Here is a 26,312-nt window from a genome sequence, read left to right as displayed (position 1 = left end):
TCCTGGTAGCAAACAGCCCTACTGATAAAGGCCATAGACTATGAAAAAGTTCTTATTCCTTATGTTATTTATGGTGGGGGTATGGTTCGCCCTCACCAATTTTCAAGGTTTAGCCACTCAGGGACAATACGACTCTGTGATTCTCAATTTTCGAGAAGATGTCTCCACCACTATCTTAAGTGATCAACTCGATGCGATCGCCAAAGATTATCAAAAAACAGCCAGTCTTAATAGTATTTTCTCAATTGATGAACATATTTACACTGTTTCAGGGGACAAAAACTTACTGAACCGTTTGAAAAATTCCTCTCTTAAACAATACCTAGAATACATCGAACCGAATTACATTTATAAAGCTTTAGAAGCCCCCAATGACCCCGAATATAGTAAACAATGGAACTTACATAATATTAATATTGAAAGGGCATGGGAAGAAACCAAAGGAAAAGATATAACCGTTGCTGTCATTGATACAGGAGTGAGTCGAGTCCGAGACTTACAAGAGACAGATTTTGTGCCAGGTTATGATTTTGTCAATGATCGTAACGATGCTTCTGATGATCACGGTCATGGAACCCATGTGGCCGGAACCATTGCCGAATCTACTAATAATGGTTATGGGGTAGCAGGTATTGCTTATCAAGCGAAAATTATGCCCCTCAAAGTGCTTTCGGCCGGGGGTGGAGGAACGGTAGCTGATATTGCCGAAGCTATTCGCTTTGCTGCTGATAATGACGCTGATGTCATTAATATGAGTCTTGGGGGTGGAGGAGAAAGTCAGGTCATGAAAGATGCTATTGACTATGCTTATGGTAAGGGTGTAGTCATTGTAGCTGCGGCCGGTAATTCTAACCAAAATGCGGCGGGTTATCCGGCCCGTTATCCTAAAGTGATTAGTGTTTCAGCTTTGGATGCGGCAGGCAAAAAAGCCCCTTATTCTAATTATGGGGCCGGAGTGGATATTGCGGCACCAGGGGGCAGTGATTCCGGTAAAATTATCCAAGAAACTATTAACCCGAAAACCGGAGAGTCTATCTTGATGGGTTTTCAGGGAACCAGTATGGCGGCCCCCCATGTGGCTGGAGTAGCAGCTTTAATTAAAGCATCTGGTATCTCAGATCCTAACGAAGTCTTAGGTATTCTGCAACAATCAGCCCGTAAGGTGCAAGAAGACCCTTTTAACCATTATGGGGCCGGACAATTAGATGCGGGTGAAGGGGTTAAATTAGCCCAAAAAGGACAAGTTAGCTTTCGTGATTTTTTCCGGTGGTTACGGGATAATGGCTACCTAAATCCCCGTTTTTGGATTGATGGTGGGGCCGTGGCTTTATTCCCTAAAGTTTTGATGGTTTTAGGTTCTTATTTGTTGGCTTTGTTGTTACGATTTTATTTCCCTTTTCAATGGGGTTCACCTTTTAACTGGGGGCTAATTTTAGGGAGTTCGGGTTTATTTTTCTTGGAAGGAATCTATGTTTTTGACTTACCTCAATGGCCTTTTCGGGTCATGGGGAGTTCTTTACCAGAATTAGCTAATTCTATTCAAGGAACCTCTTTCTTGAATCCTTTTTTAGCGAGTGTTTTGATTCCTTTTGCTTTGATTGCCTTATTATTAGGTCATCGTAGTTGGAAATGGTTTGCAGTGGGGGTTTCTTTGGGTGTAGCCAGTTGTTTAACGGTTCATGCTATATTGTCTCCTAGTGTGTGGTTAATGCCCTCTGTAGACATTTCTAGATGGTTTTTAGGAGTTAATGCTTTACTATGTATCGGATTAGCTTGTTTATCGAGTCAAAACGACAGAATCAGAGTTCGTTCTCGATCATCTTAATTGATACCCCATGATAAAACTTTTCAAGTGTAGAGAATCGATAGGGGTACTATTTCTAGTCCGGCGGCGATCGCTGTTTGGATTTGGCGATCGTTGTTGGATTTAGCTATCGCTGTCACTGTACCTCATGAGTCTGAGAAACGCTATATACTAACATTAGATCAACGAGATTTTAGATTATTTAGACCTAAACATTGTGAAAGTTTTGAGATTTTGCCATAAGAATTATTTAGTTGTTAAAGGTTGTTCCTAATTTTTCTCCTAAACAGCTAACATTAAGAGCATATCCTCCTGTCACTAAGTAAACCTCATCCGCTATTCCTCCTATTTGTCGGATCAGATGACCTAAGCGATCGCGGAAAGTTCGCCCCAAGGGATAAGCAGGAACCACTCCCCATCCCGTTTCTTCCCCCACTAAAATTACATCTACCCGCGCTTGAGTTAAACTATTAATTAATTGGGTCGTTGTCTGTTCCCAAGTCATCTCATCTTGATCGAGTCCATTAGCCACCCAAGTTCCCAATGAATCAATTAATAAACAATGGGGAGGTAAGATCTCAGAAAGGGTGTTACAGAGGGTGTAGGGAACCCAGAGAGTCTGCCACTGGGCAGGACGGCGGCGACGGTGTTTTTCTAACCGGGCCTGCCATTCGGGATCATCAGCATTTTCTAAGGCAGTTGCCACATAAATGACTGATTTACCTGATTTTTGGGCTAAACTTTCAGCCCACTCGCTTTTTCCCGAACGGGCTGCCCCTGTGACTAAAATAATTTGCCCTGTGTTAGATCTATCGTAAAGCATTAAGATTTATTACTATAGTAAACAAGATGATGTCCTAGTTTCTTGAGTTAATGGGTAACAATGTCCTAAATTGTCCCTCTTAAGACTCTAATTCAAGTTTAACCACCGAATCCCTAATAATAATAATGTCGAAAATGACAGCTAAAATCCCCGTCTCAGTTCTCATTCCTGCCAAAAATGAAGAACTTAACTTACCTGCTTGTTTGGAAAGTGTCGCTAGGGCTGATGAAGTTTTTGTGGTAGATTCTCAAAGTAGCGATCGTTCAATTGAAATTTGTGAACAATATGGGGCCAAAGTGCTTCAATTTCAGTTTAATGGACGCTGGCCTAAGAAAAAAAATTGGTCTTTAGATAATCTACCATTTCGTAATGATTGGGTCTTAATTGTAGACTGTGATGAACGCATTACTACTGAACTATGGGACGAAATTGCGATCGCTATCGAGAATCAAGATTACAACGGTTATTATCTCAATCGTAAGGTATTTTTCCTGGGTAAATGGATTCGTTATGGGGGAAAATATCCTGACTGGAATTTACGTTTATTTCGCCATGAATTAGGACGTTACGAAAATCTTCATACTGAAGATATACCTAACACAGGAGATAATGAAGTTCATGAACACGTTATTTTAGAAGGTAATGTAGGCTATCTTAAAAATGATATGCTACACATCGATTTTCGAGATATTTATCATTGGTTGGAACGACATAATCGTTATTCTAATTGGGAAGCCAGAGTTTATTATAATATCCTTGCTGGAGATGATGAAAGCGGAACTATTGGCTCTAATTTATTTGGTAATGCGGTACAAAGAAAACGATTTCTGAAGAAAATTTGGGTCAAATTACCTTTAAAACCTTTATTACGATTTATCATATTTTATATCATTCGCTTAGGCTTTTTAGACGGACAAGCTGGTTATATTTACGGACGTTTATTGAGTCAATATGAATATCAAATAGGGGTAAAACTTTATGAATTACGAAAATTTGGTGGACAATTAAACGTTCCCACTCATCTGTCTGAAATCCCTCCTGTAACTCCCATTCCTGAACCAGTTAACGCTAGTAAATAATGGAACCATTACCCCCGTCTACACCCATACTAGATGCCCCTCCTTGGATTGATTTAAGACAATATGATCAGTCTTGGTTTGATCGAGGTCGTCCTGGATGGTATATTCTTTTTTGGTGGTTAGTTCAATCTATCGCCTTTCCCTTAAGTTTACATAATGCTCATAGGTTTCGTTGTTGGTTATTGCGTTGTTTTGGGGGTAAAATTGGCAACAAAGTAACTATTCGTCCCACCGCTCGTTTTACCTATCCCTGGAAAGTAGAAATTGGTGATTATACTTGGATTGGAGATGATGTGATTTTCTATAGTTTAGATACCATAAAAATTGGCACTCAATCTGTCATTTCCCAAAAATCCTATCTGTGTACAGGAAGTCATAATAATCAAGATCAAGCCTTTGGTTTAATCGTCAAACCAATTATTATTGGTAATGGGGTTTGGATAGCCGCAGACTGTTTTATTGCTCCTGGGGTACAAATTGGAGCAAATACGGTCATTGGGGCCCGTAGTAGTGTCTTTAGTAATATTCCTCACGCACAAGTTGCTTGGGGGACTCCCTGTCGTCCCCATCATCAAAGAATTATGAATTATGAATTATGAATTATGAATTATGAATTATGAATTATGAATTATGAATTATGAATTATGAATTATGAATTATGAATTATGAATTATGAATTATGGTTCTACCGGACTTACTATGCTAAACTAACAATTAATAAAAGGCTAAAGCCTTATCCTATAAAAACGAAGTCCACCTTTATGAATTATAAATTATAAATTATGAATTACTATTGCCTAAATTACCTATTGCCTATTCCCTATTTCCTAATAGTAAACAAAACGTTACTTACCGTTAGGTGACAAAAGACCCATGAATCTGTCATAATAATAACAAGAAGGCAATCTTACTTTGCTCCCAATTTATTGGGGTCTTATTACTCCTATATTTGTCAATTTAACTTTTTTAACAATGGCAAATTCATCAGGCGATAAATTGAACTTAGATAGTTTACTAAGTCAAGTAAAATCTAATTATCAAAGTCAACATGAGAAAGGCAAACAAACCTTAAAATCTCATAGAGAATTATCCCATAATTCTAGTAATGATCTATTGGAAAGTATCAAGTCTGAATTTAAACAAAAAAAAGATTCTGTTACGGTTGATTTTGAGATCAATAAACAAAAAAACAGAAATCAGAATATTTTTGCCGATAGTGAAAAAATCTTAGAAAATATCAAGAAAAATCGTCAAATTCAGAAAGAAACAGAAGATCAACAATTAAAACAACATAATCAGGAAGAAATCCGTTATGCGGAACAAAGGAGACAGCAACAAAAAAAATTACTAACTCGCAAAGCACAACAATGGTTAGCTGATCTTGATATTTATTCAGAAGAAGGACTATGGTTTGAAGAATTTGCTCGAACTTATCCCTCTAAACTAGAAGCTGCCTTAGACTATTTAGCAATAGTTGAAAATACGGGATAATTAAATTAAATATTTTCTCAACAAACGAAACAAACAATGGAGGTAAAATTTTAATGGCAATTTCATTAACTAAAGGACAAAGAATTTCACTAGATAAAGTTTATCCTGGACTAGAAGCTGCATTTGTTGGGTTAGGATGGGATGTGAAAAAAGTAGACACTGGCAAAGATTATGACCTAGATGTTTCTGTCTTTATGTTAGGAGAAAATGAGAAACTAATTTCTGATAGTCACATGATCTTCTATAATAACTTAAAGAGTCCCGATCCGGCTCATTGTGTTGAACACATGGGAGATAATTTAACAGGAGCAGGAGAAGGAGACGACGAAGTTATTTTAGTCAATTTTACCAAAGTTCCTGCGGATGTTAAAAAACTCGTATTTGTCGTTACAATTCATGATGCGGATCAAAGAGGACAAAGCTTTGGTCAAATTGAAAATTCTTTTGTTAGATTAGTAGATGTAAAAACAAAACAAGAAGTATTACGCTACGATTTAATGGAAGATTATTCAATTGAAACTGCATTAATTGTCACAGAGATTTATCGAAAAGATGGAGAATGGCGCATGAGTGCAGTAGGTTCAGGTTATCAAGGGGGATTACAAGCGATTCTTAATCGTTACTATAAATAAGGGAAAAGAAATGGCCATTAATCTGCAAAAAGGACAACGAATTTCTTTAAAAAAAGAAGCACCTAATTTAACCAATTTGATGGGGGGTTTAGGTTGGGATGTCGCAGAAGGATTAGGGGGTTTATTGGGATTATTAAAACCCCATGAATTTGACTTAGATGCCTCTGTTTTATGTCTTAATCAAGAAGGAAAATTAAACAGTAATTCTGATGTTGTTTACTTTGGTAATTTGCGTCATAAATCAGGAGCAATTACTCATTTAGGGGATAATTTAACAGGTGCAGGAGAAGGAGACGATGAACAAGTTTTAGTGGAATTAACTAATATTCCTAACAACATTACTAAACTGGTTTTTGTTGTTACCATTTACGACTGTGTTAACCGTAATCAAGACTTTTCACAAGTTAAGAATGCTTTTGTGCGGTTAGTGGACTCTAGAAATAATAAAGAAATTGCTCGTTATAGTTTATCAGGTAATGGATATGAAGGAAAAACTGCTATGATTTTAGCAGAAGTTTATCGTCACAATGATGAAGAGTTCCTGATGATTTAGATATTTTAATGCGAATTTTAGTTCAATCTCTTATTTAAAATATTGGCTACATATCCAATTTGAAGTCCCCCTTTTTAATGGAGATTTAGGGTAATCAATAATTCATATTAAATAATAGGAATAAATACTTTATGAAAACACAAAAAAAAATCTTACTAACCTTAGATGAATTTCTTTCATCTCCCCTATCTAACGAAAACTACGAATATTTGGATGGAGAATTATTTCCAAAAATGTCACCTAAACGCTCTCATTCTCGTGTTACTGGTCACTTATTTATGCTCCTTGAAGATTGGAATCAAAACAAAGGAGAAATAGGCATAGAATGGGCAATTCGTTTAAAAAGGAATGGCAAAGATTGGTGTCCAATTCCTGATTTATTATATGTGTCTTTTGAGAAATTAGGGGATATTGTGTTAGAAGATGATGCTTGTCCTATTCCTCCTGAATTAGTCATAGAAATTATCTCACCAGATCAAGCATTTAATGATCTTACTGAAAAAGCAGAAGCTTATTTAAAAGCAGGAGTTGATCGAGTTTGGATAATTGATACTCAAATCAAAAAAATCACTATTTTTTATCCACATGCTACCTCACAAACTAAACAAAGTGATGATAGTTTAAGGGATGATTTATTGCCAAATTTAATTTTAACTCCTCAACAAATATTTCAAAAAGCAGGATTAATCTAGCTAAACTAATAATTAATAAAAGGCTAAAGCCTTATACTATAGAAACAAAGTCCACCTTCGTGGACGCTCATTATAGGTGTGGAACGCCGCATCTTGCCTGTTTTGTAGGGGTCAACGGCCGTTAAACCCTACTCTTTGAAGTCTATTATTTGTGAGAATAAAGCATAACTTGTTCGGTAGAACCTTCATTTTTAATTGTTCATTATCGAACGGTTATCCGCACCTAATCAACTAAAAATTTTTTTGAGATAATATATAGATAGTCCTTAAGTCATCACCCAAAAAATTATCAATGAAATTTCCCTTACAAATCGTTTATGACTGGTATCGCAGTGCTATTCGCCATCCCCAACTTCGCTGGTGGATTATTTTAGGAACCCTCATTTATTTTATCAGTCCCTTAGATATTTCCCCTGATATCTTTCCTATTGCGGGACAAATAGATGATTTTGTGCTTGTCACCCTGTTGATGACAGAAGTAATTCAAATGACAATGGAACGCTTTCAAAATAATCCTTCTGTTACCGTAGAAGAAGACCCTAATGGACAAAAAACTATTGAAGTAGAGGCCATATCTGTAGATGAATAATTGATTTAAGATGCTAATATTTATAATAGGTAAAAAAATACGGTAAAACAATGACAAATCCAGCTAATATTTTACTGGTGGATGATGAACCCGGAGTGCGGGAGTCCGTACAAGCTTATTTAGAATATAGTGGAGACTTTAACGTTAAAGTCGCAGGTAATGTTGCTCAAGCTTGGGAAATACTCGAACAAGAAACCCCTGATTTAGTCATTTCTGATGTTATGATGCCTCAAGTTGATGGCTATGAATTCTTAGGAAAACTGCGAGAAGATACCCGTTTTCAGTCGCTTCCGGTGGTTTTTTTAACTGCTAGAGGGATGACTTCTGATCGTATTCAAGGTTATCATGCAGGTTGTGATGCTTATTTATCCAAACCTTTTGATCCCGAAGAATTAGAAGCAATGGTTAAAAATTTACTAGAACGTCGTAAAATTAGTGTTCAAGCTAATAGTGAAAGCGCAAAATTAGAAGAAATTGCTCAAGAAATTCGGGAACTAAAAAAACAGTTAGGTCAACAACCTATTTTCGTCACTACTCCCTCACCAATTAAAATTGAATTAACCCCCAGAGAGCAAAGTGTTCTTGATTTAGTGGCCGAGGGATTAATGAATAAAGAAATTGCCTCTCGTTTAAATACCAGTGTCAGAAACGTGGAAAAATATGTCAGTCGTTTATTTAGTAAAACGGCAACAAATAGTCGCACAGAATTAGTGAGATTTGCTCTAAAACATGGACTAACTCAATAAATTGTTATCAATAGGAAACCAATCATAATACTTTCTCTACTGTAGGGTCTGTTAGCGTAGCGTAACACACCAACATTAACGGTTTAAATGCGTTACGGTTTTGGTTTATTAGAATTCGGTTTTGTTGGGTTTCGTACCTCAAACGCCACTTCCTCTACTTGGGGAAACCCCAAGACCGGAGTGGCTCCCCAACCTACTTAATTACCCCGTTTTAAGCTTTCTAATTCATCATCTAATTCCCAACGCTGAAACTCAACTTCTAAGGGGTCTGTTGCTTTACTATAAGTATTATAATTCATGCCTTTATTCCATCCTGTCGTATCCCAATTAGATGATGTTTGGGCCGCTTGAGCTTCTCTAGCTTTGGTTTGTACTTCTTGTTTCCGTTGTTGAATTTGACGCAATAACCCCTGAGATTGAACAATTTGCTGTTTAGCTCCCTGCATTTGTCCCCAAAGCTGATTTCCTTGACGCAATAACGCCGCTTCTCGCTCTTGGGCCGCTTGTGCTAAATCTAACCGTCCCGCAGCTTGAGCTTTAGCAATTCTCAAATGCCAAAGTTTAATGTCTTCCGCTAAGGCTAAAATCTCCTTTTCTAAGCGTTTTTCTTGGATTTCTAACTCTTTAACTAACTTTAACGTCTCTTGTTCTTGTTCTCGCAGTTGCTCTAACAGTGCTTGTAACTCTAAATGAGGATTACTACGCAGAAATTCTTCTAATCTGGTTTCTAAAAACCGACTTATATCATCAAATACGCTCATATTTTTATTAAAGATAAATACATCATTCTTTACTGATAACTAATAACTGTTAACTGTTAAAAACCCTGCCCTACTTCAAGATACCTTGTCTTGCCATTATTAGAAATAACCACTGTCTGATTTTGTACTGCCATCAATACCCAACCAGTACCCCCAATAGATTCTCCTACGGCAAAACGTCGCGTCATACCATTAAAAGTAAATAAGGCCGTTGATTGTGACCCCGACTCTAATAAACCCACTAAGGTATGACTAGGATTGGCTGTTGGTAAGCTGTTAGCGGCAGTTTGAGGGGGAATAGGCAAAACAATTTGTCCAGGGGTCAAAACTGGAACCTTTGCAGGAATAGACACTGTAGAGGGTAAAGGAGGTGGAGGAGGAATACGATTAATAGGGGATGGTTTGGGGGGAGGAGTTACGGGAGTTACAGGGGATACAGAGGTCTGGTTAGGGGGATACATGGGAATATAAATGCGCTCAATGACCTTTTCCGGGACGGGTGCTGCTGGGGAAATTGGTACTATTGATGTAGTAGTATTAGTCGGAGGTACTGGGATATTATTATTAGACTTGCGGTCTAAAATGTTTAAAGATTGTTGAAGATAGGCAATAAATTGAGCGTCAGATGGGGATGGGGGTGAATTTTCCGAAATTTCTGAGTTTGACTTTACCTGATGCTGATTAGATAGCCAACCTAAAATTACGATAAGATAGGCACAAGCGGCACCAAAGAGAATTTTATCGAGATGTCTGATGGGAAAGCGATGGCTTTTGCTCGAAGTCACGAAAGTTTCCTCACACTTTGTCCAAATTTAATTATTCTTAAATTCTAAGTAAATAACTCAGACGGAACAACTATAGCACTAATCAGACTTAGGCAACACCTTTATAAATTGTGTTTTTTCCAATCAAATTTCTTAATAACAGGGGACATCTTTATCAAATAAATATTAAGACAATTGTAGGGTGTGTTAGCGTAGCGTAACGCACCTAAATTTCTAAAAGTTAAGCACTGCAACGGAATAATCAGGGTTTGAGATTGCTTCCCTACCGGTCGCAATGACGTAAAATCGTTGTTTTGGGTTCTGAGTGCATAACGCACCTAACTTTCTAGATATTGGTGCGTTAGGGCATAATCAAGATTTGTACTAATATTTTGACTGTTTCTTCAAGTTTTTCTACCCGTTCTTCTAAAGAAATAGGGGGTGACAATCCTTCTATTGCTTTTAAAAAATATGGCCATCCACGTTTAGATTTAATCCCATAAGATTCTTGATAAGCAGTATAAGCTTTATCATAATTACCGTACTTTTTGAGTAATTCTTGTTTAGTAATCTTGGTTGCAGATAGTTGTTTTGTCGGCGATTCTAACTCCTGCAAAATATCTGCTAAACGAGTGGATAAGGTGGCAGTTATTCCAAAAACCTTGGCTGAGTTTTTGATATCTTGTTCTTCTAAATTTTCTAGATTTTGAATTAATTGACTAAATCTTGACATGGATTTAAACTTTCTCCTGTTTATCTATTAAGTAAATCTTTACCAATTGCGGCTGGATCAATATTCATTTGAGGTTTATCAGCATAAGTAGGTAAAGCATTATCAATTTTGCCATAGTCTCCTATATTATCTTGAAATATACCGGAAATGACTGTCCATAAAATAGAAAATTTGCCAAATAAAGATTTAGTTTCTTTAACTTTCATAACAGCTAATTCTATTTCAGTTTCAATGTTTTTAAGCTCAGCAATAACTTTAGATTTTTCTGCTAAAATATTTTGTTTTTCCTGAGTTAATTGAACCATTTCTTGATTAATAGTTGCTAATTCTGATTTAAGTGAATCATTATCTTGAGAGAGTTTGACAATTTCTATTTTTAACTTATTATTGTCATTAGAAATCTGAATTATTTGTCCCTGTAACCCTTGATTATTTTCCTCCAGTTGCTCAATTTCTTCCTTTAATTCTGTATTATCAATTCTATATTCATTGTTCCATCTTTTATATTGACCTTGAGAAAGCCTTAATGTCTTAATAACAGCAATAGATTCTTGTAAATTAGTATCATCAGGAAGTTTTTTAGCCAATTGATACAAGTTATTTACTTTTTTATCAATCTCATCTTTAGCCATAATTTTGTTTTATTGTTTTATTAAGCTAATTATAATAAGTTATTAACTGTATTTACTGTGATCTTAATCACTAGATCAATATGATCATTGTACCATAAATTTTAAGCCAAAAACTGATCTAAATTAGGCACATCTACCCAAGATTGATTAGCACTTGATTGATGGGTTAAATCCATTAATAACTGAGAATAAACTCCTTCATATAAAGAAGGTACTAAAGATTGTCTTTTTTCAATTCCTTAATTATAGCTTAAAATAGGATTTTTTGTCCATAGTTCCGTTGGAGTTTAAAATTGTTAAATCCTTACACTAACAGAACTAAATTCTAGCTAAATGTTCAAGTTTTTCAATCAAATCACCACGACGGAAAGTAGCTGAAAGTTGTTGTAAAGAAATGTTTTTATGATCATCACTGTACAAATTTTTCAGAGCTTTTTCTATATCTTCACAGGCTTGGTCAAAGTAAATTGTATTGCCTTTCTGTTCAATTAATTTAATTGCCTGAGAAAAATTAGTATGATTAAGATTAGGGAGTGTCTGAATACCTAAATCTTTCAACAAAAGCTTACCCATTTGCATGGCAATAAAACATGAAGCATAACGCACGAAAACAGGATCATTTTCGTGAGGACGACGACGACGATTTTCTGCAATACGATAGAGAAAAACAGCCGAAATTACTTGCGCTCCATTTAGATCATTTGAAAAAATTTTATCATATAATTTGCCAAAGTGTTCACGGGAGAAAAACTTAGCCTGATGAGGAGAAGAACGCCAAACCGATAAAATTGCTTCGGCGGCTGAACCAGAAGTAATATCATTTTTATTGCCTTGATCTGTACGTTTACGTCGATAAGTATAACCCAAAGATTTAATGTCCATTTCTAGACGTTGTTGTAGTTGATCATTTGCTTTTAAATCACGAAGATCAACCGGATTTTGACTATTAGTGGCAAAGGTTATATTACGAACAATATCATCATTATCGCTTGGTAATTGATAAAGTCTCACTAAAACATAGGCTTGTGATACCTTATCAAATAAGTTAGGTTCTTGTAATGTCTTATAAATTGTCATACAAGTTTGACCACCATTAATAATTTGTAAGTTATCAATTTTTACCTGATAATCACCACTTTGCAACGCATTATAAGCAAATTTATCACAAGTTAAAGTAATCCCATTGTTATAGAAATAAAAGCTAGTACAGTCTTGATTTTGTAAGGTATCACGGATAGCCTCATTAACTCGATTTCCTTGTAAACCAAGATAGCGTCTGATATTACGTTCTAATAGTCTTTCTCCATGTCTTTCAATCAATTTTGCGATTTCTTGAACTGAGATACGACCAATTAAAACACGACTGAAATCCATATCTTCAATAACTGCTTTACCCGAAAGTTGTAGGGTGTCATTAACCGATTTTGTAGATTGTAAAAGAGTAATAAGATAGTTATGATTAATATGTTCCCATGTTACTTGATCTCCCAAGCTTTCTCTATTAATAATATCTTGACCAGCTTGATTCCAAGATAAACCATTGTTACAAGCTAAAACCCTTACTTGAGGAATATAACCATCTCGAATAAGACTGCGTGCTGCTTCTACTTTTATCGTTAAACGTTCATTAATTGCTTGAATTTCAGTATTGGGATCAAATAAGTAACGAATAGCGTTAACTAAAGCCGTTAAACCAGATTCAGGAAAGTTAGCATCACCGTTTAAATTCTGTTTATATTTTGCTTGAAATAAACTAATAGTAAATTCACCATCATATTCATCAGAAATATGAATCCCATCTACGCCAAAATCTCCACCTCCTTCTGTCAAACAATCAAATACTTCATCATCTTCGAGATCAAGAACTGTTTTGATACAAAGATAGACAAAAGCCAGAGATTTGAGCTTATTATCATCTTTAATGTTAAGAAGATCTGTTGCTTTTTGTCGAAGATTCTCCTGAAGCGCATTGAGACGTTGATCAATTATAGAAGCATTGATATTCATTTTATTAAGTTAGTTCAAAAAGATAGCTCTACCGAACTTAGAATGTAAAATGATTAAAACTTATAGGCTTAAACTCCCTCAGAGTTAAACTATAAAAACTAAGCCGACGACCCAGGATTAGAATTAGGCTGTGTAGACAGCCTTTGTTCTTATAGAATTAGGCTTTAGCCTATATTAATTGATTAATTTTACGTGGCAAGTTCAGTAGAACAAAAAAGGTAAGGTGGGCATTGCCCACCCTACAAGTTATTAGCGAACAATTTGTACAGGCATCACTAAATAGGTCATTTTTAAGCCTCCTAATGGGGTAAAAATAACGGGTTGATTTCCTTGATTTAACTGTATTTTAATTTCTTTAGCGGGTAAAGCTTTTAACCCATCCATTAAATACTTAACATTAAAAGCAATTTCACCACTTTCTCCCGTAATTTCGGCCGGCATAGACTCTTTAGCACTCCCTAAATCTTGTGCCTCCACAGATAAAGAAACTTGTTCTTCTTCTCCATCAAAAGTACATTTAACTAAGTTATTTTTTTGATCGGCTAAAACAGATACCCGTTCTAAACTGCTTAAAAAGCGTTTTCTCTCTAAACTAATACTACGACTAAATTGACGAGGAATTAGCTGTTGATAAGCCGGATAAGCCCCATCTAGCTTACGAACGGTTAACCGTTGTTCCCCCAATTCAAACACCACTTGCGCTTCATCTACATACAGGGCAATAGTATCACTACCTGAACGATTAGCTAACATCCGTTCTACCTCCCGTAAAGCCCGGGCCGGAATAGTGGCTTGAAACCCTTCTAAACCTTCTAAATTAGCCGATTCTACGGGTTTTCCTTCTTCATCAGTTTGGGGTTGTAAAGTGGTTTCTACGACGGCTAAACGGTGGCCATCAGTGGCGGCAAATTCTAAACTATCTTGAGTTCCAGTTAAATGTACTCCTGTCAAAACTTGTTTAGCTTCATCTGTACTAGCCGCGAATAAAGCTCCTTTGAGTCCTTCGGTTAACATACTAATTGGTAACTGTAGGGCTTCCCCTTCTTCTACGGTGGGTAATGTGGGAAATTCATCTGCACTCAAACCCCGAAATTGAAACTTTCCCGATGCAGATATTAAACTAACTTTTTGGCTTTCTTCTCCTTCTTCTGCTTCCTCAACCTCTAGGGTAATTTCTCCTTCTAGAAGTCTCGAAACAATTTCATTGAGTAATTTTGAGGGTAACGTAATTTTACCTCCTTCGGTGACATCCGCACTAAAGCTAGTTTCAATCCCTAAACTGAGATCGAATGCTGTTAAACTAACTCGTCCTTTTGCCGCATCAGCTATTACTAAAACATTCGCTAATACTGGATGAGTGGGACGAGAGGGAACCGCACGACTAACAAGAGAAAGATTACTATTGAGATCACTTTGACTACAAATAAATTTCATGGTTGCTTGGCGTCCGTTAATCACGCTAGGGGAACTATATTATTACTGGAAACGGTTTTTTTATCAATTAAACTTTTCTTTGTCTTTTTCTGTCCTTATGGAAAAACCCTGGAGGGATGATGGGATGATGGGATGATGGCATTTTACTCATTTTAGGGGTAAGATAACAAATTTAATTCCGTTATAAATCGGTAATCACTTTGATTTTTAGTTAGTAAAGGAATATTAAAAGTGATTGCTGAAGCTGCAATTAAAGCATCAGGAATTAATAATCCATGACTCAATCGATACTGAGTCAGAAGTTCTAAAGCTTTTTTAGATATAGATTGATCCAGATCAATTAAGTAGAAATGAGAAAGAAAATTATTCAATTTAGATAACTCATTTTTGTTACGACAACCGACAATTAACTCCATATTTGTAATGACACTAATTGAAGACTTTGCCTTATTATCTTCCTCCTTAATCCGATTAACTGCCGTAGTAATGTTTCGGCTAACATCAATTAATATATCAGTATCGATGAGAATTGTATCTGTCATTTTAGTTTATCCATTCCTGTTTTCTCAGATGCCGAACCCATTGGGAACTATCTTCTAAATCTTCTCGTTCTTGCCACATTCCCACAAAGGGATCATTTTCTAAAGCTGTTAATTTTTCTAAGTTAATTTCTTCAACTTCTGAAGAATTTATGAGTAATTTTTGTTGCAGAATCTTTTGTTCTTCTTGACTTAAAGAATGAATGATTTGAACTAAAGAATCTAACAATTTTGTATTCATTTTAACTCCCCTATTTGATAATAATATAAAAATTGAATGCCCAATAACCGATCAACCCAATCAGTATAATTAACATAATTAAACTTTTGCCTCTATTATTAACAATAATAGAATTTTTAGCAATAAAATTTATTTCTTTCCCAAGCGATACGCTTCTGCTTTAACTAATAATGACTGAGCAAATTCAATCGCATCATCTGCTGAATGTCCTCCCGTTAATTGGGCTAATTCTTCTCGTCTAGTTTGTAAATTATCTAACTCTTGCACTCTCACTACTGTCCTAATTTCAGGTAAATTTAATTGCCTATTTTCTTCTACTTTAACTTGAGCAGATTCTTCAATCATTTGTTTTTCTACCCGAAAATGATTATCTGCCAAAGCTGCTACTAGGGGTTGATGAGTCACACACAATACTTGATAAGTTTCGCTTAAATGATGTAACTTATTAGCGATCGCTTGGGCAACTTTTCCTGAGACTCCGGCATCAATTTCATCAAAAATAAGGGTTCCAGAAGACTTTTCCGCTTGAGCAAAACAAGCTTTTAAGGCTAATAAAAAACGACTCATTTCTCCTCCAGAAGCCGTACTTGACAGAGGTTGAATTTTTTCTCCTGGGTTGGGACTAAAATAAAAAATAACTTGATCTTTTCCGGTTATATTTGGATTACTAGGGCTAATTTGACAAACAAAAATAACCTTTTCCATCGCCAAAGGTTTTAATTCTTTAACTAATTGTTTATCTAATTGACTAGCAGCTTTTTGACGTAATTTAGTTAATTCTTGACAAGCTAAATCAAACTTTTCTTGAGCTATTTTATAATCTTTTTCTAACTTTTCTATGGACTGTTCACTATTAGTTAATTCGGCAAATTCTACTTGTAATTTGTCATAATAATTAATAACCTCCTGTAAACTGGGGCCATATTTACGACAAATTCGCTTTAATAAGTTAATTCTCTCCTCTACCTCTGTCAATCTCTCTGGATCAGCCTCTAAAGCGTCCCCATAATGGTTAATCTCTTGTCCCGCTTCTACCACTTGGGTTAAAGCTGATTTAACCATCTCTAAAATAGATTCAATTTTATTATCATATTCTGCCATATCTGTCAAGAGATTTTCTGCATCAGCTAACCGATCAGCGATCGCGGGTTCACCCCGATCATTTTGATAAAGAACTTGATAAGTTTGATAACTTAATTGTTGTAATTCCACCACATGAGAAAGACGTTCTCCTTCTTGTTGAAGTTGTTCTAATTCATCAGAATCACTTAATTGAACTTCTTGTAATTCTTGACGTTGATACTCTAAAATATCAAGACGTTGTAACCGTTCTTGATCAGATTTACGGCGTTTTTCTAGAGTTTTTTCTGTTAATTTCCACTGTTCATAAGCTAATTCTACGACTTTTTTTTGCTGTAGAATTTCAGACCCTCCATACAAATCAAGTAACTCCCGTTGTCGGGTACTATCCATTAACTGTACTGTTTGTCCTTGGGCTGTAATTTCGACTAAATATTCCCGTAATTGTGCCATTAATTGAAGATTAACTAAAACTCCATTAATTCGACAACGCGATCGCAAACTTTCCCCAGTCAAAGTTAATTCTCTATGACAGATAAGAGTTCCTTCTTCTAAGAGTTCAAGTTGTTGTTGTTCTAACCATTTTATCAAAGAAGAATCAACCAAAAAAGTTGCTTCAATAGACGCTTGTGAAGTTCCTTGACGAATAAAACGATGATTAACTTTACCCCCTAAAACAATATCAATAGCATCGAGAATAATAGACTTACCTGCGCCAGTTTCTCCCGTCAAGACATTTAAACCTTGACCAAATTTTAAGGTTAACTGATCAACCAAAGCAAAATTTTTTATCTGCAATAGAGACAGCATCAACTCATCCTAAATTAATCAATACCAGAGATGTTTGTGAACTCTTTGTTTGAGTTTAGAGCAATTTGCTCAATTATGTTTCCTTAATATCCCGGCCCGACAATCTCGCAACCAGAGACTAATTCCTTGACCAATGGCTCCATTTCTGGCATCTTGGGGGGGTAAGGGGAGACTAGCACCTTCTATACTAGCTAATTGGGTAAACAGTAAGATTGAGTACCATCCCTCAGAGGTAGGGGCCAAAAATAACCAGTAATAATTTTGTAAGTTTACTGCTTTTTGTTGATTATATTGTCGTTCTAAGGTAGTAAAAAAGAATTGTTTGGTGGTATCCGATAGAACGGGCTTATATTGTAAATTAGTGAGGGGTAAAGGCTCAAATTCGGGTCTTCCTGCCAACAAAATATAATTATATACTTGTTCCTGGCGATCACCGTCTCTAGTGCGTTGGGTGACACGATTGGCATAACTGGGCAAATCTTTGAGCATCAACTCCATTAAGGTTTCTACATCCGTAGGACAAGTTACTGCTGTATTTTTTACTTGAGCGTTGACCCATCCTCCAAAGATTAACCCATCTATGATGATCACCAGTCCCAAAAGCCAAAGTTTCATCTTTTTGTCCTTCCAACTTCTCACAGGCAGGATGCCTGTGTCACGAATTATATTAGATTAGTTATAATTCTTCACAAATTCGTTCCCAAGCAGCGATCGGATCATTAGCCATTGTAATCGGACGACCAATCACTAAATAATTTGCCCCTGCTTTAAACGCTTTTTCGGGAGTCATAACCCTTTGTTGATCACCTTTTTCGGCCCAACTGGGGCGAACTCCTGGACATACTAATAAAAAATCTGGGCCACAACTTTGACGTAACTGACTGACTTCTTGAGGAGAACATACCGCCCCATTAATGCCGCATTTTTGGGCTAATAAAGCCATTTCTAAGGCGTATTCTGGCAATTCTAGAGGTATTTTCAGATCAAAAGCTAATTCTCGTGAGTTTAAACTGGTCAACAGGGTAATGGCTAATAATTTAGGGGGGGACGGACTATCTTTAATCGCTTCAGTGGCAGCTTTTAAGGCGTTTTTGCCCGCAGTTGCATGGAGGGTTAATAAATCTACCCCGTATTGACTGGCACTGCTACAAGCTCCCGCCACAGTGTTAGGGATATCATGGAATTTAAGGTCTAAAAAAATGCGTTTTTGTCGTTCTTTAAGTATTTTTAAGATTTCGGGGCCGGTAGCAACAAATAATTCTAACCCCACTTTCCAAAAGGTGACGGGGGGGAGTTTATCTATTAGGGCGATCGCTTCGTCTAAACTAGATACATCTAAAGGAACAATAATCTGATCAGATGAGGACATGATAGAGAAAAAATGAACCTGAGTTCGAGTTAATAAAACCTAGTTTATCTTAAAGGATAAGCTAAAATGTATTTTATTGGAAAGTATAACTTATGACTGTTATTGATAAAATTAGCATTATTGAGTCTATTAAAAATCAAATAATAGACAAAAATTCTCTTGATGATTTTTTGGGATTTTATCAGTTTCTTAATATTAGTTTAATTCAAAATAGAGAAAATCTGAAAACCTTACCAATTGATTTAATTATCGTTGAAAATATCTATAATGATTATGATAAGTTAGACAATCATAGTATTATTTTGCAAAAAAAAGAACGAGAAGTTATTCATGTATTGATATTTGGAGATTTTACTGAAGATTCAGAAATAACTTATCAATTGTCAGAGATATTTGCAGATTTTTTGGTTGAATTTTTAATCATTCCCATTCTAAATAATATTAATTATACTGAATTTGAGCAACGTCAGAATGATATTCTAAAAAATATAAATAACAGTATTATTGTTTATGAAAGCCAAAGAAGCTTATCTTAAAACAGCACAAAGATATTTAGAAAGTGCTAAGAAACATCAATCTTTAGGAATTGATATTCAAGAAGTAATTGGTTTTCTGATTTATCACGCTTTGGAATCTTTAGCCGTTGCAGTTATTCTTCATTTTAAAAGTACGATTCCCCTTAACCATGAAACTAAATTAAGGATGTTTTTGGGATTTTGTAAAAAACATTTAGCTGAGTATGTAAATATTAAGAGTTTAGCTTCAGTTATTATTAGAATAGAAAAAAGTTATTATCGTTCTAAGTTTCTTTATCCAGAGTTTAAAAATGAGAATCATTATAAATTACCGCAGGAACAAATTACTATTAATGAAGCTAGATTATTGGTTAGAGATATTGACAGAATTATCAATCAAATTAACGACTTAATTTAGAAGTGAAATAAGGTGCATTACACTTTGTTAATGCACCCTACAAGATCAGCGATCGCTTCGTCTAAACTAGATACATCTAAGGGAACAATAATCTGATCAGATAAGGACATGATAGAGAAATAATAAACCTGAGTTCTAGTTAATAAAACCTAGTTTATCTTAAAGGATAAGATCGATTATTGGTATTATAATTGAATTAATATAAAAAAGTGATTAGGGTATGCAGTTTGAATGGAATCCTGAGAAAGCCGAGATTAATCTAAATAAGCATGGAGTATCTTTTAAAGAAGGTGTAACGGTTTTTTATGATGATTTCTCTGTTACTTTTCCAGACCCTGATCATTCCTTTAGAGAAATGCGCTATCTTACAATAGGATTATCTAAAGATAATCGTTTATTGGTCATTTCTCATACAGATAGAGATAAACGAATTAGAATAATTAGTGTACGATTAGCAACGAAAAAGGAACGGAAATTTTATGAGTCAGGACTTTGATCACGAATTGACGGATGATTTACGAGATGAATATGATTTTGTCCAAATGGAAGGGGGAGTTAGAGGAAAATATGCTCAAGATTATCGAAAAGGAACAAATTTGGTGTTATTAGAACCAGATATTGCTCAAGCGTTTCCTAATGATGAAGCAGTTAATAAAGCGTTAAGATTATTAATGGAAATTGCTAACCGTCAAAAACTTAGATCGTAGGGTGGGTTAGACGCGGCAACAATTTTGAGGAAAAACTAATAATTTTTAGGGCGCGTCGTAACCCACCAGTCTATAATTTAGTTAACAAAAGTTTCTCTATATTATTATTTTAAAATAAATACCTACAAATAAGGTGCATTACACGCATCATACTGGTTTCGAGACTAATTTCAAGAGGGTAATATTATTTTGTCTTAGTGTACTGATTGATGTCTAAAATAATTAGTCAGATAAAGACGGGAGTTTTCTAAATAATCTTTACAAAAGACTGTTTTTAGCGTAATATGGCGGATAAAGACTGATCACAAACCATTGAATAAGTATGAATTCTCAAGAATTAGTCAGCTACTTAGATGAGTTGATATTCTCCTCAACAGGAAAACATATTGATAGCTTACAAATGTCTATTTTAAAAGGAGTCTTAAACGGTCAAAAATATGCTGACATCGCTAAAGAATATAACTGTAGCAAAGGTCATACAAAAGATGAAGCTTATAAACTTTGGCAAGTTCTTTCTGATACATTAGGTGAAGATATTAATAAGTCTAATTTTCGGGCAACAGTTGAAAGAGTAGTCGGTAAAAATAACTATGGTATTATTGTGAATAGTAGCCAAGTTGACAAACTTAATTTTTGTTCTAATTCTTATCCTGATATTGAAGAAAATAATGATATTATTCCCGATGATCAAATTATAATTGACTCTATTCAGAAGAAAACAAAAAGAGAAACTATTCCCCGCTTAGTTAAATTAGGATTAACTGTAGAACAAATTGCTGAAGTTTTAGAGTTGTCTATTCAAGAAGTTAGTAAAATTATAGCGAGTCAGAATTTATAATGTATCTTCATAATTTATTTATAAATATCACCACGAGAACCAATTGCAGTTATTACATAAACTTGCTTATCTTGATCTTCTATAAATAATACCCGATACTTCCCCACACGCAAACGAAATTCAGGACGACCTTTTAAGGGTTTAATATCTAGGGTTAAAGGATTAGAAATTAAGGAATCTAAAGCATTAATAATGCGAAGTTGATCATCAGGTTGCATTCGCTGTAAATAGCGTTCTGCTTGTTTTAAGAGAATATAATCAAGCAAAATTTTCTCCTAACAACTTGCGTTTTAAATCTTGAGAAGTAATTCCCTGATCCTTACCTGATATATAATCTTCCCAAGCTGTTTGACTTTGCATAATGTCTTCTATAGGAATCGTTTCATCATCTCCTTCTACTTCTATTGAATGACTAACTAAGACTTTTAACTCATCTAGTAACCGTAGTTGTTCAGAGAGACTAAGAGACTGAATTTCAGTAAGTACCTGATTGTAAGTGGTCATGATTACGGATTGTGTAAACTCTCATCTATTATATCCTAATATTGTCCGCATTAATTCTCAAAATAACTATACTAAAATAAATAACCAACTTTATCAAAACTGATGGAGTAAATACAGATCATGGTTGATTCAGTACAAATTAATTTAGATTCCCTTAATCTAACCGATGAACAATTTTATCAAATTTGTCAAGATAATCGAGATTTGCGTTTTGAAAAAAATGCCAAAGGAGACTTAATTATTATGCCACCGACAGGAGGAGAAACAGGAGAAAGAAATTCAGAGATTAATTTTCAAATTCAACTTTGGAATAAGGAATATAAATTGGGTAAAGTTTTTGATTCATCTACAGGTTTTAAGCTTCCTAATGGTGCAGATAGATCCCCTGATGCGTCTTGGATACCTTTAGAAAAATGGGATAACTTAACTCCTAAACAACGTCAAAAATTTCTATCTTTATGTCCTGATTTCGTCATTGAATTATGTTCCCCTAGCGATAGTTTAAAACCTTTGCAAGAAAAGATGATAGAGTATATTGAAAATGGAACAAAATTAGGATGGCTGATTAATCGAAAAGATAAAAAAATCGAAATTTATCGACAAGGTAGAGAAGTTGAAATATTAGATAATCCTAATACTTTATTAGGAGAAAATATCTTACCTAATTTTGTCTTAAATTTAGAATTAATTTGGTAAAATTGAGAAATAAAAAATTATTTGCTAAACTAGAATAAATCACAACACCTTTAAATTACTATGACTCAACTAACCCTTTCTCAAGATATTCTCACAGGTATTACGAACCTTGGGAATCAATTAAACTTGTCTGTTAATGAACTTTTAGAACAAATTAGTCAAGGAAATTTAACGGTAATTAATACAGAAGAATTAGAAGACTTATTAGATGTAAGAGATGCTATCATAGCTGAAACCGATCCTGATAATCAAGAACGCATTTCCTGGGAAGATGTCAAACAAGATTTAGGATTATAATCTAAGATATGACAGAATATAAAATCGAATTCCTAAAAAGTGCTAAGAAAGAACTGTCAAAACTTCCCAAAGATATTCAGGAACGAATCAAAAACAAAATTGAAACATTAAAAATAAATCCTTATCCTCCTGATTTTAAACAACTCACAAATGGAGAAGGAAGATTAAGAGTAAGAATAGGAGACTATCGAATTATTTATCGAGTCGAGAATAACATTTTAGTTGTTTTGGTAATTAAAATTGGCCATCATAGTAAAATTTATAAAAATTAGTAGGGTGGGCATTGCCCACCTTACCAAATTACACAGATAATAACATCTTTTCAGGAGAATTATCTTTGAGTAAATCAGTTAATAAAGAAGCAGGACGTTCTTTATGGGGCCAAGCAAAAGCATGACGAAAAGCTGCATCTTGACAAGCTTGTAACTGTTTAAAATCAATCACATCTTGGGTCAAAAGATTTTCGTATTCAAAGGGTAGACGGACATTATGTAACCCCGCATTATCCGTACAAATTGCAATATCAACACCCGCATCAAAACAGCGATCAAATACCACTTTTAACTCAGATAAATCCTCTAAAGTTCCTGTCTTTAAATAAGTAGTAGGACACACTTCTAAACACTGATTTGATCGGGCAATTTCAGGCAATAATTCGGGATATTTCAAAGGAATTTGAATTCCATGACCAATTCGCATTAAATAAGGCAATAATGCTGGATAACAACCTTGAGGCGTTTCATACAAATGTCCGGTTGTTTTGAGTCCTAGCGATCGCGCATATTGATAAAGACTGATAAATTCGTCTAAGCGATCGCCATAATGAGAGTCTCCCCCTGCAACATCGATCGCACAAACATAATCTCCCATGTTGGCAGCTAACTCTACAATAGCCTTATTGACTTCGTAGGGTAAACGGGAGTGCATACAGAGAATTTGACTAATAATGATGGGATATTCGTGAACTTGACTGGCTTTTCCCACAATTTGCACAATTTTCGCCATCTCATCAATTCTCTGATTTTGACTAAGATGTTCAGGTGTACGCAAATAAGGAGTATAGCGCAATTCTAAATAAGCTAAATTCTCGAAAATATACGCCCCCCGAATTAGTCGATAAATAAAATAGGGAAGCGTCTGTTCCGTTTGTACACTCTCTACCAGGGTGTGTAATTCTAGGTATTCATCTAGGGTATTCCGTTTGCGGGTGTAAAATTCCTCAAAAGCGGGATATTTGGGGAATCTTTGCGCCATTTCTTGGTTATGTCGCTTAAAGTACCGCCAGAGAATTCTCGGAACAACGGAACCTCCTAAATGACGATGTAAGTCCGCATATAATGCCACAGAAACCTCCTGATGCTGTCTTAAGATTATTCTAGATGACAGCAGCAGAATCAAGCAGTGTTAATATTAATTATTTAGATTAAAAAGCCTGCAAAGGCAGGCTTAGTCTCTATAGCATCAGCCTTCAGGCTGAAGGAATTTCAAAGAATCTATTTTAGTAATTCGACAAATTCAGATTCTGTTAGTTGAGGAATTCCTAATTTTTGTGCTTTTTTGAGTTTATCACCAGGTTCTTTCCCCACAACAATATAGTGAGTTTTAGAACTTAGAGAAGTGGTTATGGTTGCCCGTAATTTTTGTAACAATATTCTGGCTTCATCTCGATTTATTTGGGATAAACTACCAGCAATTACGATTTTTTTGCCGGTCAAAACATGCTCATTTTTTACCGTTTCTTGACTTTCTTCTTCTTTTTTTTTGTCATCTTTTTGGCTAACTTTCTTTTCAGTTTCTACTTTTTCAGTAACAGGGATTACAATTTCGTCTTCTTTTTCTATTACCTTAGTTTCTACTTTTTGCGGGATAGAAACTGGTATTTCTTCTACTACCTTAGTTTCTACTTTTGCTTCAGATTTGGGAGTAAGAGAAACCTTTATTTCCTCTGAAGCTTTAGTAGAAACTAAAGCTTCAGACTTAGGAGGAGATTTAGTTTCAGTTGTTTCAATTTTTCTTAGTTTAGTTTCTAGCTTATCTTTCTCTTTAGTTAAACTATTAACCTGTTCTTCTAACTCTTTAGTAACAGTTACCTTCTCTTGTTCAACAGTTTTAACTTGTGTCTTTAAACTGGTAATTAGTTGTTTTTCTGACTCTAATTGTTGAGTTAAACTATTAACCTGTGATTCTAACTCCTTAGTAACAGTTACCTTCTCTTGTTCAACAGTTTTAACTTGTGTCTCTAAACTGGTAATTAGTTGTTTTTCTGAATCTAATTGTTGAGTTAAACTATTAACCTGTGATTCTAACTCCTTAGTAACAGTTACCTTCTCTTGTTCAACAGTTTTAACTTGTGTCTCTAAACTGGTAATTAGTTGTTTTTCTGAATCTAATTGTTGAGTTAAACTATTAACCTGTGATTCTAACTCCTTAGTAACAGTTACCTTCTCTTGTTCGACGGTTTTAACTTGTGTCTCTAAATTGGTAATTAGTTGTTTTTCTGAATCTAATTGTTGAGTTAAACTATTAACCTGTGATTCTAACTCTTTAGCAAAAGTTACCTTCTCTTGTTCAACAGTTTTAACTTGTGTCTCTAAATTGGTAATTAGTTGTTTTTCTGAATCTAATTGTTGAGTTAAACTATTAACCTGTGATTCTAACTCTTTAGCAAAAGTTACCTTCTCTTGTTCAACAGTTTTAACTTGTGTCTCTAAATTGGTAATTAGTTGTTTCTCTGACTCTAATTGTTGAGTTAAACTATTAACCTGTTGTTGTGTCGCGGTTGCTTTTCTTGTTTCTTGCTGCAGTTGATTAAAAGTTTGTTCTTTTTCTCGCTGTAAACTATCAAGTTGCTTTTGCAGTGAAGATACTTGTTGCTGATATTCAGTTTGTAATTTTTCTTGCTTTTGTTCTAAACTCGTAGCAGTTTGTTGCAGAGAAATAACCTTATCTTGTTCTTGTTTTAAATTATTGGATAAATTAATTTTTTGTTGGTCTAACTCACTAACTTTACCTTGAAGCGTCGTTAAATTTTGTGTAATTTCTGATAAACTCTGTTTCAGTTGATGATTATTTTGCGTTAGAGATTCATTCGTCTCTACCACATTAGTTAAATTATTTTTGAGAGTTTGTGTCTCCAGAATTAATTCTTGTTGCTTCCCTAACAGCAATGCTTGTTGTTTCACCCAACTGTTACGAAGTTGCCGATAATTGATGCGAGAAGCACCTAGAACCAGTAATAATGTGGAAATTTCGTAAATCAATTCATTGGTCATATTACTTCTCCGGCAAAAACGACAACGGCAAATCTTTTCATGTAGAGCTTGTACAGAGTCTAAGCTGATCAGACTGACCCATTGTTATATTTATATCAGTATGCGATCGCCCTCACAGGAAAAGCGTTTTAAACATTACAATTCTTAACATCATCATAGCTGATCTTGTCGGTTGGGTTGAGGCACCATTGGTGTCAAATTAAGCTAAAACCCTTGCTATATATAGATTGTACCGATAGCGATCACCTGTGTCAAACCAAGGCGATCGCTATGATCAAAAAAATAG

The 26,312-nt window shown here is 35.0% G+C and carries 33 protein-coding genes and 1 pseudogene; 17 read left to right on the top strand and 17 right to left on the bottom strand.

The window, feature by feature from the left end; translation table 11 throughout:
* Nucleotides 1-40: 40 nt before the first annotated feature.
* Nucleotides 41-1,825 carry a S8 family peptidase gene (locus tag AsFPU1_RS21380; protein ID WP_124975726.1) on the top strand — a complete coding sequence of 595 codons (1,785 nt, stop codon included), beginning with the start codon at nucleotides 41-43 and terminating at the stop codon, nucleotides 1,823-1,825.
* A gap of 229 nt (nucleotides 1,826-2,054) precedes the next feature.
* Here the strand turns inward: AsFPU1_RS21380 and cobU are convergent, their stop codons facing one another.
* Nucleotides 2,055-2,627: a bifunctional adenosylcobinamide kinase/adenosylcobinamide-phosphate guanylyltransferase gene (cobU, locus tag AsFPU1_RS21370; protein ID WP_124975728.1), complete on the bottom strand. Its 573-nt coding sequence runs from the start codon at nucleotides 2,625-2,627 to the stop codon at nucleotides 2,055-2,057.
* A 125-nt stretch (nucleotides 2,628-2,752) separates the two neighbouring features.
* Between cobU and AsFPU1_RS21365 the strand changes: the two genes are divergently transcribed.
* From AsFPU1_RS21365 to AsFPU1_RS21330, 8 genes are all read left to right on the top strand, one after another.
* Complete coding sequence (locus AsFPU1_RS21365; protein WP_172957522.1) at nucleotides 2,753-3,706, top strand: glycosyltransferase family 2 protein; 954 nt, start codon at nucleotides 2,753-2,755, stop codon at nucleotides 3,704-3,706.
* Entirely contained in the window at nucleotides 3,706-4,305 is a 600-nt protein-coding gene (hpsU, locus tag AsFPU1_RS21360) for a hormogonium polysaccharide biosynthesis acetyltransferase HpsU (RefSeq protein ID WP_124975731.1), read from the top strand. The genes AsFPU1_RS21365 and hpsU overlap by 1 nt, the downstream gene beginning before the upstream one ends.
* Before the next feature lie 373 nt (nucleotides 4,306-4,678).
* Entirely contained in the window at nucleotides 4,679-5,197 is a 519-nt protein-coding gene (locus AsFPU1_RS21355; RefSeq protein ID WP_124975733.1) for a salt stress protein, Slr1339 family, read from the top strand.
* 53 nt (nucleotides 5,198-5,250) lie between these two features.
* On the top strand, nucleotides 5,251-5,829 hold the full coding sequence (locus AsFPU1_RS21350) for a TerD family protein (protein WP_124975735.1): 579 nt from the start codon (nucleotides 5,251-5,253) through the stop codon (nucleotides 5,827-5,829).
* A gap of 10 nt (nucleotides 5,830-5,839) precedes the next feature.
* Nucleotides 5,840-6,382, top strand: a complete 543-nt coding sequence (locus AsFPU1_RS21345) for a TerD family protein (RefSeq protein ID WP_124975737.1) — start codon at nucleotides 5,840-5,842, stop codon at nucleotides 6,380-6,382.
* Between the two features lie 131 nt (nucleotides 6,383-6,513).
* Entirely contained in the window at nucleotides 6,514-7,074 is a 561-nt protein-coding gene (locus AsFPU1_RS21340) for a Uma2 family endonuclease (RefSeq protein ID WP_124975739.1), read from the top strand.
* A 292-nt stretch (nucleotides 7,075-7,366) separates the two neighbouring features.
* Nucleotides 7,367-7,663: a YkvA family protein gene (locus AsFPU1_RS21335; RefSeq protein ID WP_124975741.1), complete on the top strand. Its 297-nt coding sequence runs from the start codon at nucleotides 7,367-7,369 to the stop codon at nucleotides 7,661-7,663.
* Between the two features lie 50 nt (nucleotides 7,664-7,713).
* On the top strand, nucleotides 7,714-8,409 hold the full coding sequence (locus AsFPU1_RS21330; RefSeq protein ID WP_124975743.1) for a response regulator transcription factor: 696 nt from the start codon (nucleotides 7,714-7,716) through the stop codon (nucleotides 8,407-8,409).
* 197 nt (nucleotides 8,410-8,606) lie between these two features.
* On the opposite strand, the gene AsFPU1_RS21325 is transcribed toward AsFPU1_RS21330, so the two are convergent.
* From AsFPU1_RS21325 to pyrF, 12 genes and pseudogenes are all read right to left on the bottom strand, one after another.
* Nucleotides 8,607-9,170, bottom strand: a complete 564-nt coding sequence (locus AsFPU1_RS21325) for a TIGR04376 family protein (RefSeq protein WP_124975745.1) — start codon at nucleotides 9,168-9,170, stop codon at nucleotides 8,607-8,609.
* Nucleotides 9,171-9,226: 56 nt separating this feature from the next.
* The gene (locus tag AsFPU1_RS21320; protein WP_124975747.1) at nucleotides 9,227-9,955 is read right to left on the bottom strand and encodes a hypothetical protein; all 729 of its coding nucleotides are present in this window, start codon (nucleotides 9,953-9,955) and stop codon (nucleotides 9,227-9,229) included.
* A gap of 340 nt (nucleotides 9,956-10,295) precedes the next feature.
* A complete protein-coding gene (locus AsFPU1_RS21315; RefSeq protein ID WP_124975749.1) occupies nucleotides 10,296-10,667 on the bottom strand; it encodes a hypothetical protein in 372 nt (123 codons plus the stop codon).
* 20 nt (nucleotides 10,668-10,687) lie between these two features.
* Complete coding sequence (locus AsFPU1_RS21310) at nucleotides 10,688-11,299, bottom strand: hypothetical protein (RefSeq protein WP_124975751.1); 612 nt, start codon at nucleotides 11,297-11,299, stop codon at nucleotides 10,688-10,690.
* 101 nt (nucleotides 11,300-11,400) lie between these two features.
* Nucleotides 11,401-11,535, bottom strand: a pseudogene (locus tag AsFPU1_RS23235) (oxidoreductase); the annotation flags it as partial.
* 82 nt (nucleotides 11,536-11,617) lie between these two features.
* A complete protein-coding gene (locus tag AsFPU1_RS21300; RefSeq protein WP_124975753.1) occupies nucleotides 11,618-13,306 on the bottom strand; it encodes an AIPR family protein in 1,689 nt (562 codons plus the stop codon).
* Between the two features lie 249 nt (nucleotides 13,307-13,555).
* A complete protein-coding gene (dnaN, locus tag AsFPU1_RS21295) occupies nucleotides 13,556-14,740 on the bottom strand; it encodes a DNA polymerase III subunit beta (RefSeq protein WP_124975755.1) in 1,185 nt (394 codons plus the stop codon).
* Between the two features lie 152 nt (nucleotides 14,741-14,892).
* On the bottom strand, nucleotides 14,893-15,282 hold the full coding sequence (locus AsFPU1_RS21290) for a type II toxin-antitoxin system VapC family toxin (RefSeq protein ID WP_125061183.1): 390 nt from the start codon (nucleotides 15,280-15,282) through the stop codon (nucleotides 14,893-14,895).
* Between the two features lies 1 nt (nucleotide 15,283).
* A complete protein-coding gene (locus AsFPU1_RS21285; RefSeq protein WP_125061182.1) occupies nucleotides 15,284-15,520 on the bottom strand; it encodes a hypothetical protein in 237 nt (78 codons plus the stop codon).
* A gap of 129 nt (nucleotides 15,521-15,649) precedes the next feature.
* The gene (gene recN, locus AsFPU1_RS21280; RefSeq protein WP_124973230.1) at nucleotides 15,650-17,410 is read right to left on the bottom strand and encodes a DNA repair protein RecN; all 1,761 of its coding nucleotides are present in this window, start codon (nucleotides 17,408-17,410) and stop codon (nucleotides 15,650-15,652) included.
* 69 nt (nucleotides 17,411-17,479) lie between these two features.
* Complete coding sequence (locus tag AsFPU1_RS21275) at nucleotides 17,480-18,025, bottom strand: hypothetical protein (RefSeq protein ID WP_124973232.1); 546 nt, start codon at nucleotides 18,023-18,025, stop codon at nucleotides 17,480-17,482.
* A 61-nt stretch (nucleotides 18,026-18,086) separates the two neighbouring features.
* Nucleotides 18,087-18,779, bottom strand: a complete 693-nt coding sequence (pyrF, locus tag AsFPU1_RS21270; RefSeq protein ID WP_124973234.1) for an orotidine-5'-phosphate decarboxylase — start codon at nucleotides 18,777-18,779, stop codon at nucleotides 18,087-18,089.
* Between the two features lie 92 nt (nucleotides 18,780-18,871).
* Between pyrF and AsFPU1_RS21265 the strand changes: the two genes are divergently transcribed.
* The 5 genes from AsFPU1_RS21265 (at nucleotide 18,872) to AsFPU1_RS21245 (ending at nucleotide 21,257) form a co-directional block, all read left to right on the top strand.
* Nucleotides 18,872-19,315, top strand: coding sequence for a hypothetical protein (locus AsFPU1_RS21265; protein ID WP_124973236.1), 444 nt, complete (start codon nucleotides 18,872-18,874; stop codon nucleotides 19,313-19,315).
* A complete protein-coding gene (locus AsFPU1_RS21260) occupies nucleotides 19,290-19,712 on the top strand; it encodes a HEPN domain-containing protein (RefSeq protein WP_124973238.1) in 423 nt (140 codons plus the stop codon). The genes AsFPU1_RS21265 and AsFPU1_RS21260 overlap by 26 nt, the downstream gene beginning before the upstream one ends.
* Before the next feature lie 220 nt (nucleotides 19,713-19,932).
* The gene (locus tag AsFPU1_RS21255; RefSeq protein WP_124973240.1) at nucleotides 19,933-20,208 is read left to right on the top strand and encodes a BrnT family toxin; all 276 of its coding nucleotides are present in this window, start codon (nucleotides 19,933-19,935) and stop codon (nucleotides 20,206-20,208) included.
* Nucleotides 20,192-20,419, top strand: a complete 228-nt coding sequence (locus AsFPU1_RS21250; RefSeq protein ID WP_124973242.1) for a hypothetical protein — start codon at nucleotides 20,192-20,194, stop codon at nucleotides 20,417-20,419. Before AsFPU1_RS21255 ends, AsFPU1_RS21250 begins: the two co-directional genes overlap by 17 nt.
* A gap of 322 nt (nucleotides 20,420-20,741) precedes the next feature.
* Nucleotides 20,742-21,257 (top strand): helix-turn-helix domain-containing protein, encoded by a 516-nt coding sequence (locus AsFPU1_RS21245; RefSeq protein ID WP_124973244.1) that lies wholly within the window; start codon nucleotides 20,742-20,744, stop codon nucleotides 21,255-21,257.
* Between the two features lie 14 nt (nucleotides 21,258-21,271).
* Here AsFPU1_RS21245 and AsFPU1_RS21240 read toward each other — a convergent pair whose 3' ends face one another.
* Together AsFPU1_RS21240 and AsFPU1_RS21235 are read right to left on the bottom strand one after the other, a co-directional pair.
* A complete protein-coding gene (locus AsFPU1_RS21240) occupies nucleotides 21,272-21,523 on the bottom strand; it encodes a type II toxin-antitoxin system RelE family toxin (RefSeq protein WP_124973246.1) in 252 nt (83 codons plus the stop codon).
* The gene (locus AsFPU1_RS21235; RefSeq protein ID WP_124973248.1) at nucleotides 21,516-21,761 is read right to left on the bottom strand and encodes a hypothetical protein; all 246 of its coding nucleotides are present in this window, start codon (nucleotides 21,759-21,761) and stop codon (nucleotides 21,516-21,518) included. Before AsFPU1_RS21235 ends, AsFPU1_RS21240 begins: the two co-directional genes overlap by 8 nt.
* 120 nt (nucleotides 21,762-21,881) lie before the next feature.
* On the opposite strand from AsFPU1_RS21235, the gene AsFPU1_RS21230 reads away from it, so the two are divergent.
* Genes AsFPU1_RS21230 through AsFPU1_RS21220 form a run of 3 tightly spaced genes read left to right on the top strand, consistent with a single transcriptional unit; the run spans nucleotide 21,882 to nucleotide 23,026 of the window.
* Nucleotides 21,882-22,457: a Uma2 family endonuclease gene (locus AsFPU1_RS21230; RefSeq protein ID WP_124973250.1), complete on the top strand. Its 576-nt coding sequence runs from the start codon at nucleotides 21,882-21,884 to the stop codon at nucleotides 22,455-22,457.
* A 60-nt stretch (nucleotides 22,458-22,517) separates the two neighbouring features.
* Nucleotides 22,518-22,754 carry a hypothetical protein gene (locus AsFPU1_RS21225; RefSeq protein WP_124973252.1) on the top strand — a complete coding sequence of 79 codons (237 nt, stop codon included), beginning with the start codon at nucleotides 22,518-22,520 and terminating at the stop codon, nucleotides 22,752-22,754.
* Nucleotides 22,755-22,762: 8 nt separating this feature from the next.
* Nucleotides 22,763-23,026 (top strand): type II toxin-antitoxin system RelE family toxin, encoded by a 264-nt coding sequence (locus AsFPU1_RS21220; protein WP_124973254.1) that lies wholly within the window; start codon nucleotides 22,763-22,765, stop codon nucleotides 23,024-23,026.
* A 28-nt stretch (nucleotides 23,027-23,054) separates the two neighbouring features.
* Here the strand turns inward: AsFPU1_RS21220 and AsFPU1_RS21215 are convergent, their stop codons facing one another.
* Both AsFPU1_RS21215 and AsFPU1_RS21210 read right to left on the bottom strand, forming a co-directional pair.
* Entirely contained in the window at nucleotides 23,055-24,098 is a 1,044-nt protein-coding gene (locus tag AsFPU1_RS21215; RefSeq protein WP_124973256.1) for an adenosine deaminase, read from the bottom strand.
* A gap of 149 nt (nucleotides 24,099-24,247) precedes the next feature.
* The gene (locus AsFPU1_RS21210; protein WP_124973258.1) at nucleotides 24,248-26,026 is read right to left on the bottom strand and encodes a BRCT domain-containing protein; all 1,779 of its coding nucleotides are present in this window, start codon (nucleotides 26,024-26,026) and stop codon (nucleotides 24,248-24,250) included.
* Between the last annotated feature and the right edge of the window lie 286 nt (nucleotides 26,027-26,312).

It is taken from the genome of Aphanothece sacrum FPU1 (genome assembly GCF_003864295.1).
GTDB lineage: Bacteria > Cyanobacteriota > Cyanobacteriia > Cyanobacteriales > Microcystaceae > Aphanothece_B > Aphanothece_B sacrum.
This window is presented reverse-complemented; position numbering and strand designations above follow the sequence as displayed.

Excerpts from the sequence above, each read along its gene's own strand:
- AsFPU1_RS21380 (WP_124975726.1), top strand. The coding sequence starts at position 41 with ATGAAAAAGTTCTTATTCCTTATGTTATTTATGGTGGGGGTATGGTTC.
- cobU (WP_124975728.1), bottom strand. The coding sequence starts at position 2,627 with ATGCTTTACGATAGATCTAACACAGGGCAAATTATTTTAGTCACAGGG.
- AsFPU1_RS21365 (WP_172957522.1), top strand. The coding sequence starts at position 2,753 with ATGTCGAAAATGACAGCTAAAATCCCCGTCTCAGTTCTCATTCCTGCC.
- hpsU (WP_124975731.1), top strand. The coding sequence starts at position 3,706 with ATGGAACCATTACCCCCGTCTACACCCATACTAGATGCCCCTCCTTGG.
- AsFPU1_RS21355 (WP_124975733.1), top strand. The coding sequence starts at position 4,679 with ATGGCAAATTCATCAGGCGATAAATTGAACTTAGATAGTTTACTAAGT.
- AsFPU1_RS21350 (WP_124975735.1), top strand. The coding sequence starts at position 5,251 with ATGGCAATTTCATTAACTAAAGGACAAAGAATTTCACTAGATAAAGTT.
- AsFPU1_RS21345 (WP_124975737.1), top strand. The coding sequence starts at position 5,840 with ATGGCCATTAATCTGCAAAAAGGACAACGAATTTCTTTAAAAAAAGAA.
- AsFPU1_RS21340 (WP_124975739.1), top strand. The coding sequence starts at position 6,514 with ATGAAAACACAAAAAAAAATCTTACTAACCTTAGATGAATTTCTTTCA.
- AsFPU1_RS21335 (WP_124975741.1), top strand. The coding sequence starts at position 7,367 with ATGAAATTTCCCTTACAAATCGTTTATGACTGGTATCGCAGTGCTATT.
- AsFPU1_RS21330 (WP_124975743.1), top strand. The coding sequence starts at position 7,714 with ATGACAAATCCAGCTAATATTTTACTGGTGGATGATGAACCCGGAGTG.
- AsFPU1_RS21325 (WP_124975745.1), bottom strand. The coding sequence starts at position 9,170 with ATGAGCGTATTTGATGATATAAGTCGGTTTTTAGAAACCAGATTAGAA.
- AsFPU1_RS21315 (WP_124975749.1), bottom strand. The coding sequence starts at position 10,667 with ATGTCAAGATTTAGTCAATTAATTCAAAATCTAGAAAATTTAGAAGAA.
- AsFPU1_RS21310 (WP_124975751.1), bottom strand. The coding sequence starts at position 11,299 with ATGGCTAAAGATGAGATTGATAAAAAAGTAAATAACTTGTATCAATTG.
- AsFPU1_RS21300 (WP_124975753.1), bottom strand. The coding sequence starts at position 13,306 with ATGAATATCAATGCTTCTATAATTGATCAACGTCTCAATGCGCTTCAG.
- dnaN (WP_124975755.1), bottom strand. The coding sequence starts at position 14,740 with ATGAAATTTATTTGTAGTCAAAGTGATCTCAATAGTAATCTTTCTCTT.
- AsFPU1_RS21290 (WP_125061183.1), bottom strand. The coding sequence starts at position 15,282 with ATGACAGATACAATTCTCATCGATACTGATATATTAATTGATGTTAGC.
- AsFPU1_RS21285 (WP_125061182.1), bottom strand. The coding sequence starts at position 15,520 with ATGAATACAAAATTGTTAGATTCTTTAGTTCAAATCATTCATTCTTTA.
- recN (WP_124973230.1), bottom strand. The coding sequence starts at position 17,410 with ATGCTGTCTCTATTGCAGATAAAAAATTTTGCTTTGGTTGATCAGTTA.
- AsFPU1_RS21275 (WP_124973232.1), bottom strand. The coding sequence starts at position 18,025 with ATGAAACTTTGGCTTTTGGGACTGGTGATCATCATAGATGGGTTAATC.
- pyrF (WP_124973234.1), bottom strand. The coding sequence starts at position 18,779 with ATGTCCTCATCTGATCAGATTATTGTTCCTTTAGATGTATCTAGTTTA.
- AsFPU1_RS21265 (WP_124973236.1), top strand. The coding sequence starts at position 18,872 with ATGACTGTTATTGATAAAATTAGCATTATTGAGTCTATTAAAAATCAA.
- AsFPU1_RS21260 (WP_124973238.1), top strand. The coding sequence starts at position 19,290 with ATGAAAGCCAAAGAAGCTTATCTTAAAACAGCACAAAGATATTTAGAA.
- AsFPU1_RS21255 (WP_124973240.1), top strand. The coding sequence starts at position 19,933 with ATGCAGTTTGAATGGAATCCTGAGAAAGCCGAGATTAATCTAAATAAG.
- AsFPU1_RS21250 (WP_124973242.1), top strand. The coding sequence starts at position 20,192 with ATGAGTCAGGACTTTGATCACGAATTGACGGATGATTTACGAGATGAA.
- AsFPU1_RS21245 (WP_124973244.1), top strand. The coding sequence starts at position 20,742 with ATGAATTCTCAAGAATTAGTCAGCTACTTAGATGAGTTGATATTCTCC.
- AsFPU1_RS21235 (WP_124973248.1), bottom strand. The coding sequence starts at position 21,761 with ATGACCACTTACAATCAGGTACTTACTGAAATTCAGTCTCTTAGTCTC.
- AsFPU1_RS21230 (WP_124973250.1), top strand. The coding sequence starts at position 21,882 with ATGGTTGATTCAGTACAAATTAATTTAGATTCCCTTAATCTAACCGAT.
- AsFPU1_RS21225 (WP_124973252.1), top strand. The coding sequence starts at position 22,518 with ATGACTCAACTAACCCTTTCTCAAGATATTCTCACAGGTATTACGAAC.
- AsFPU1_RS21220 (WP_124973254.1), top strand. The coding sequence starts at position 22,763 with ATGACAGAATATAAAATCGAATTCCTAAAAAGTGCTAAGAAAGAACTG.
- AsFPU1_RS21210 (WP_124973258.1), bottom strand. The coding sequence starts at position 26,026 with ATGACCAATGAATTGATTTACGAAATTTCCACATTATTACTGGTTCTA.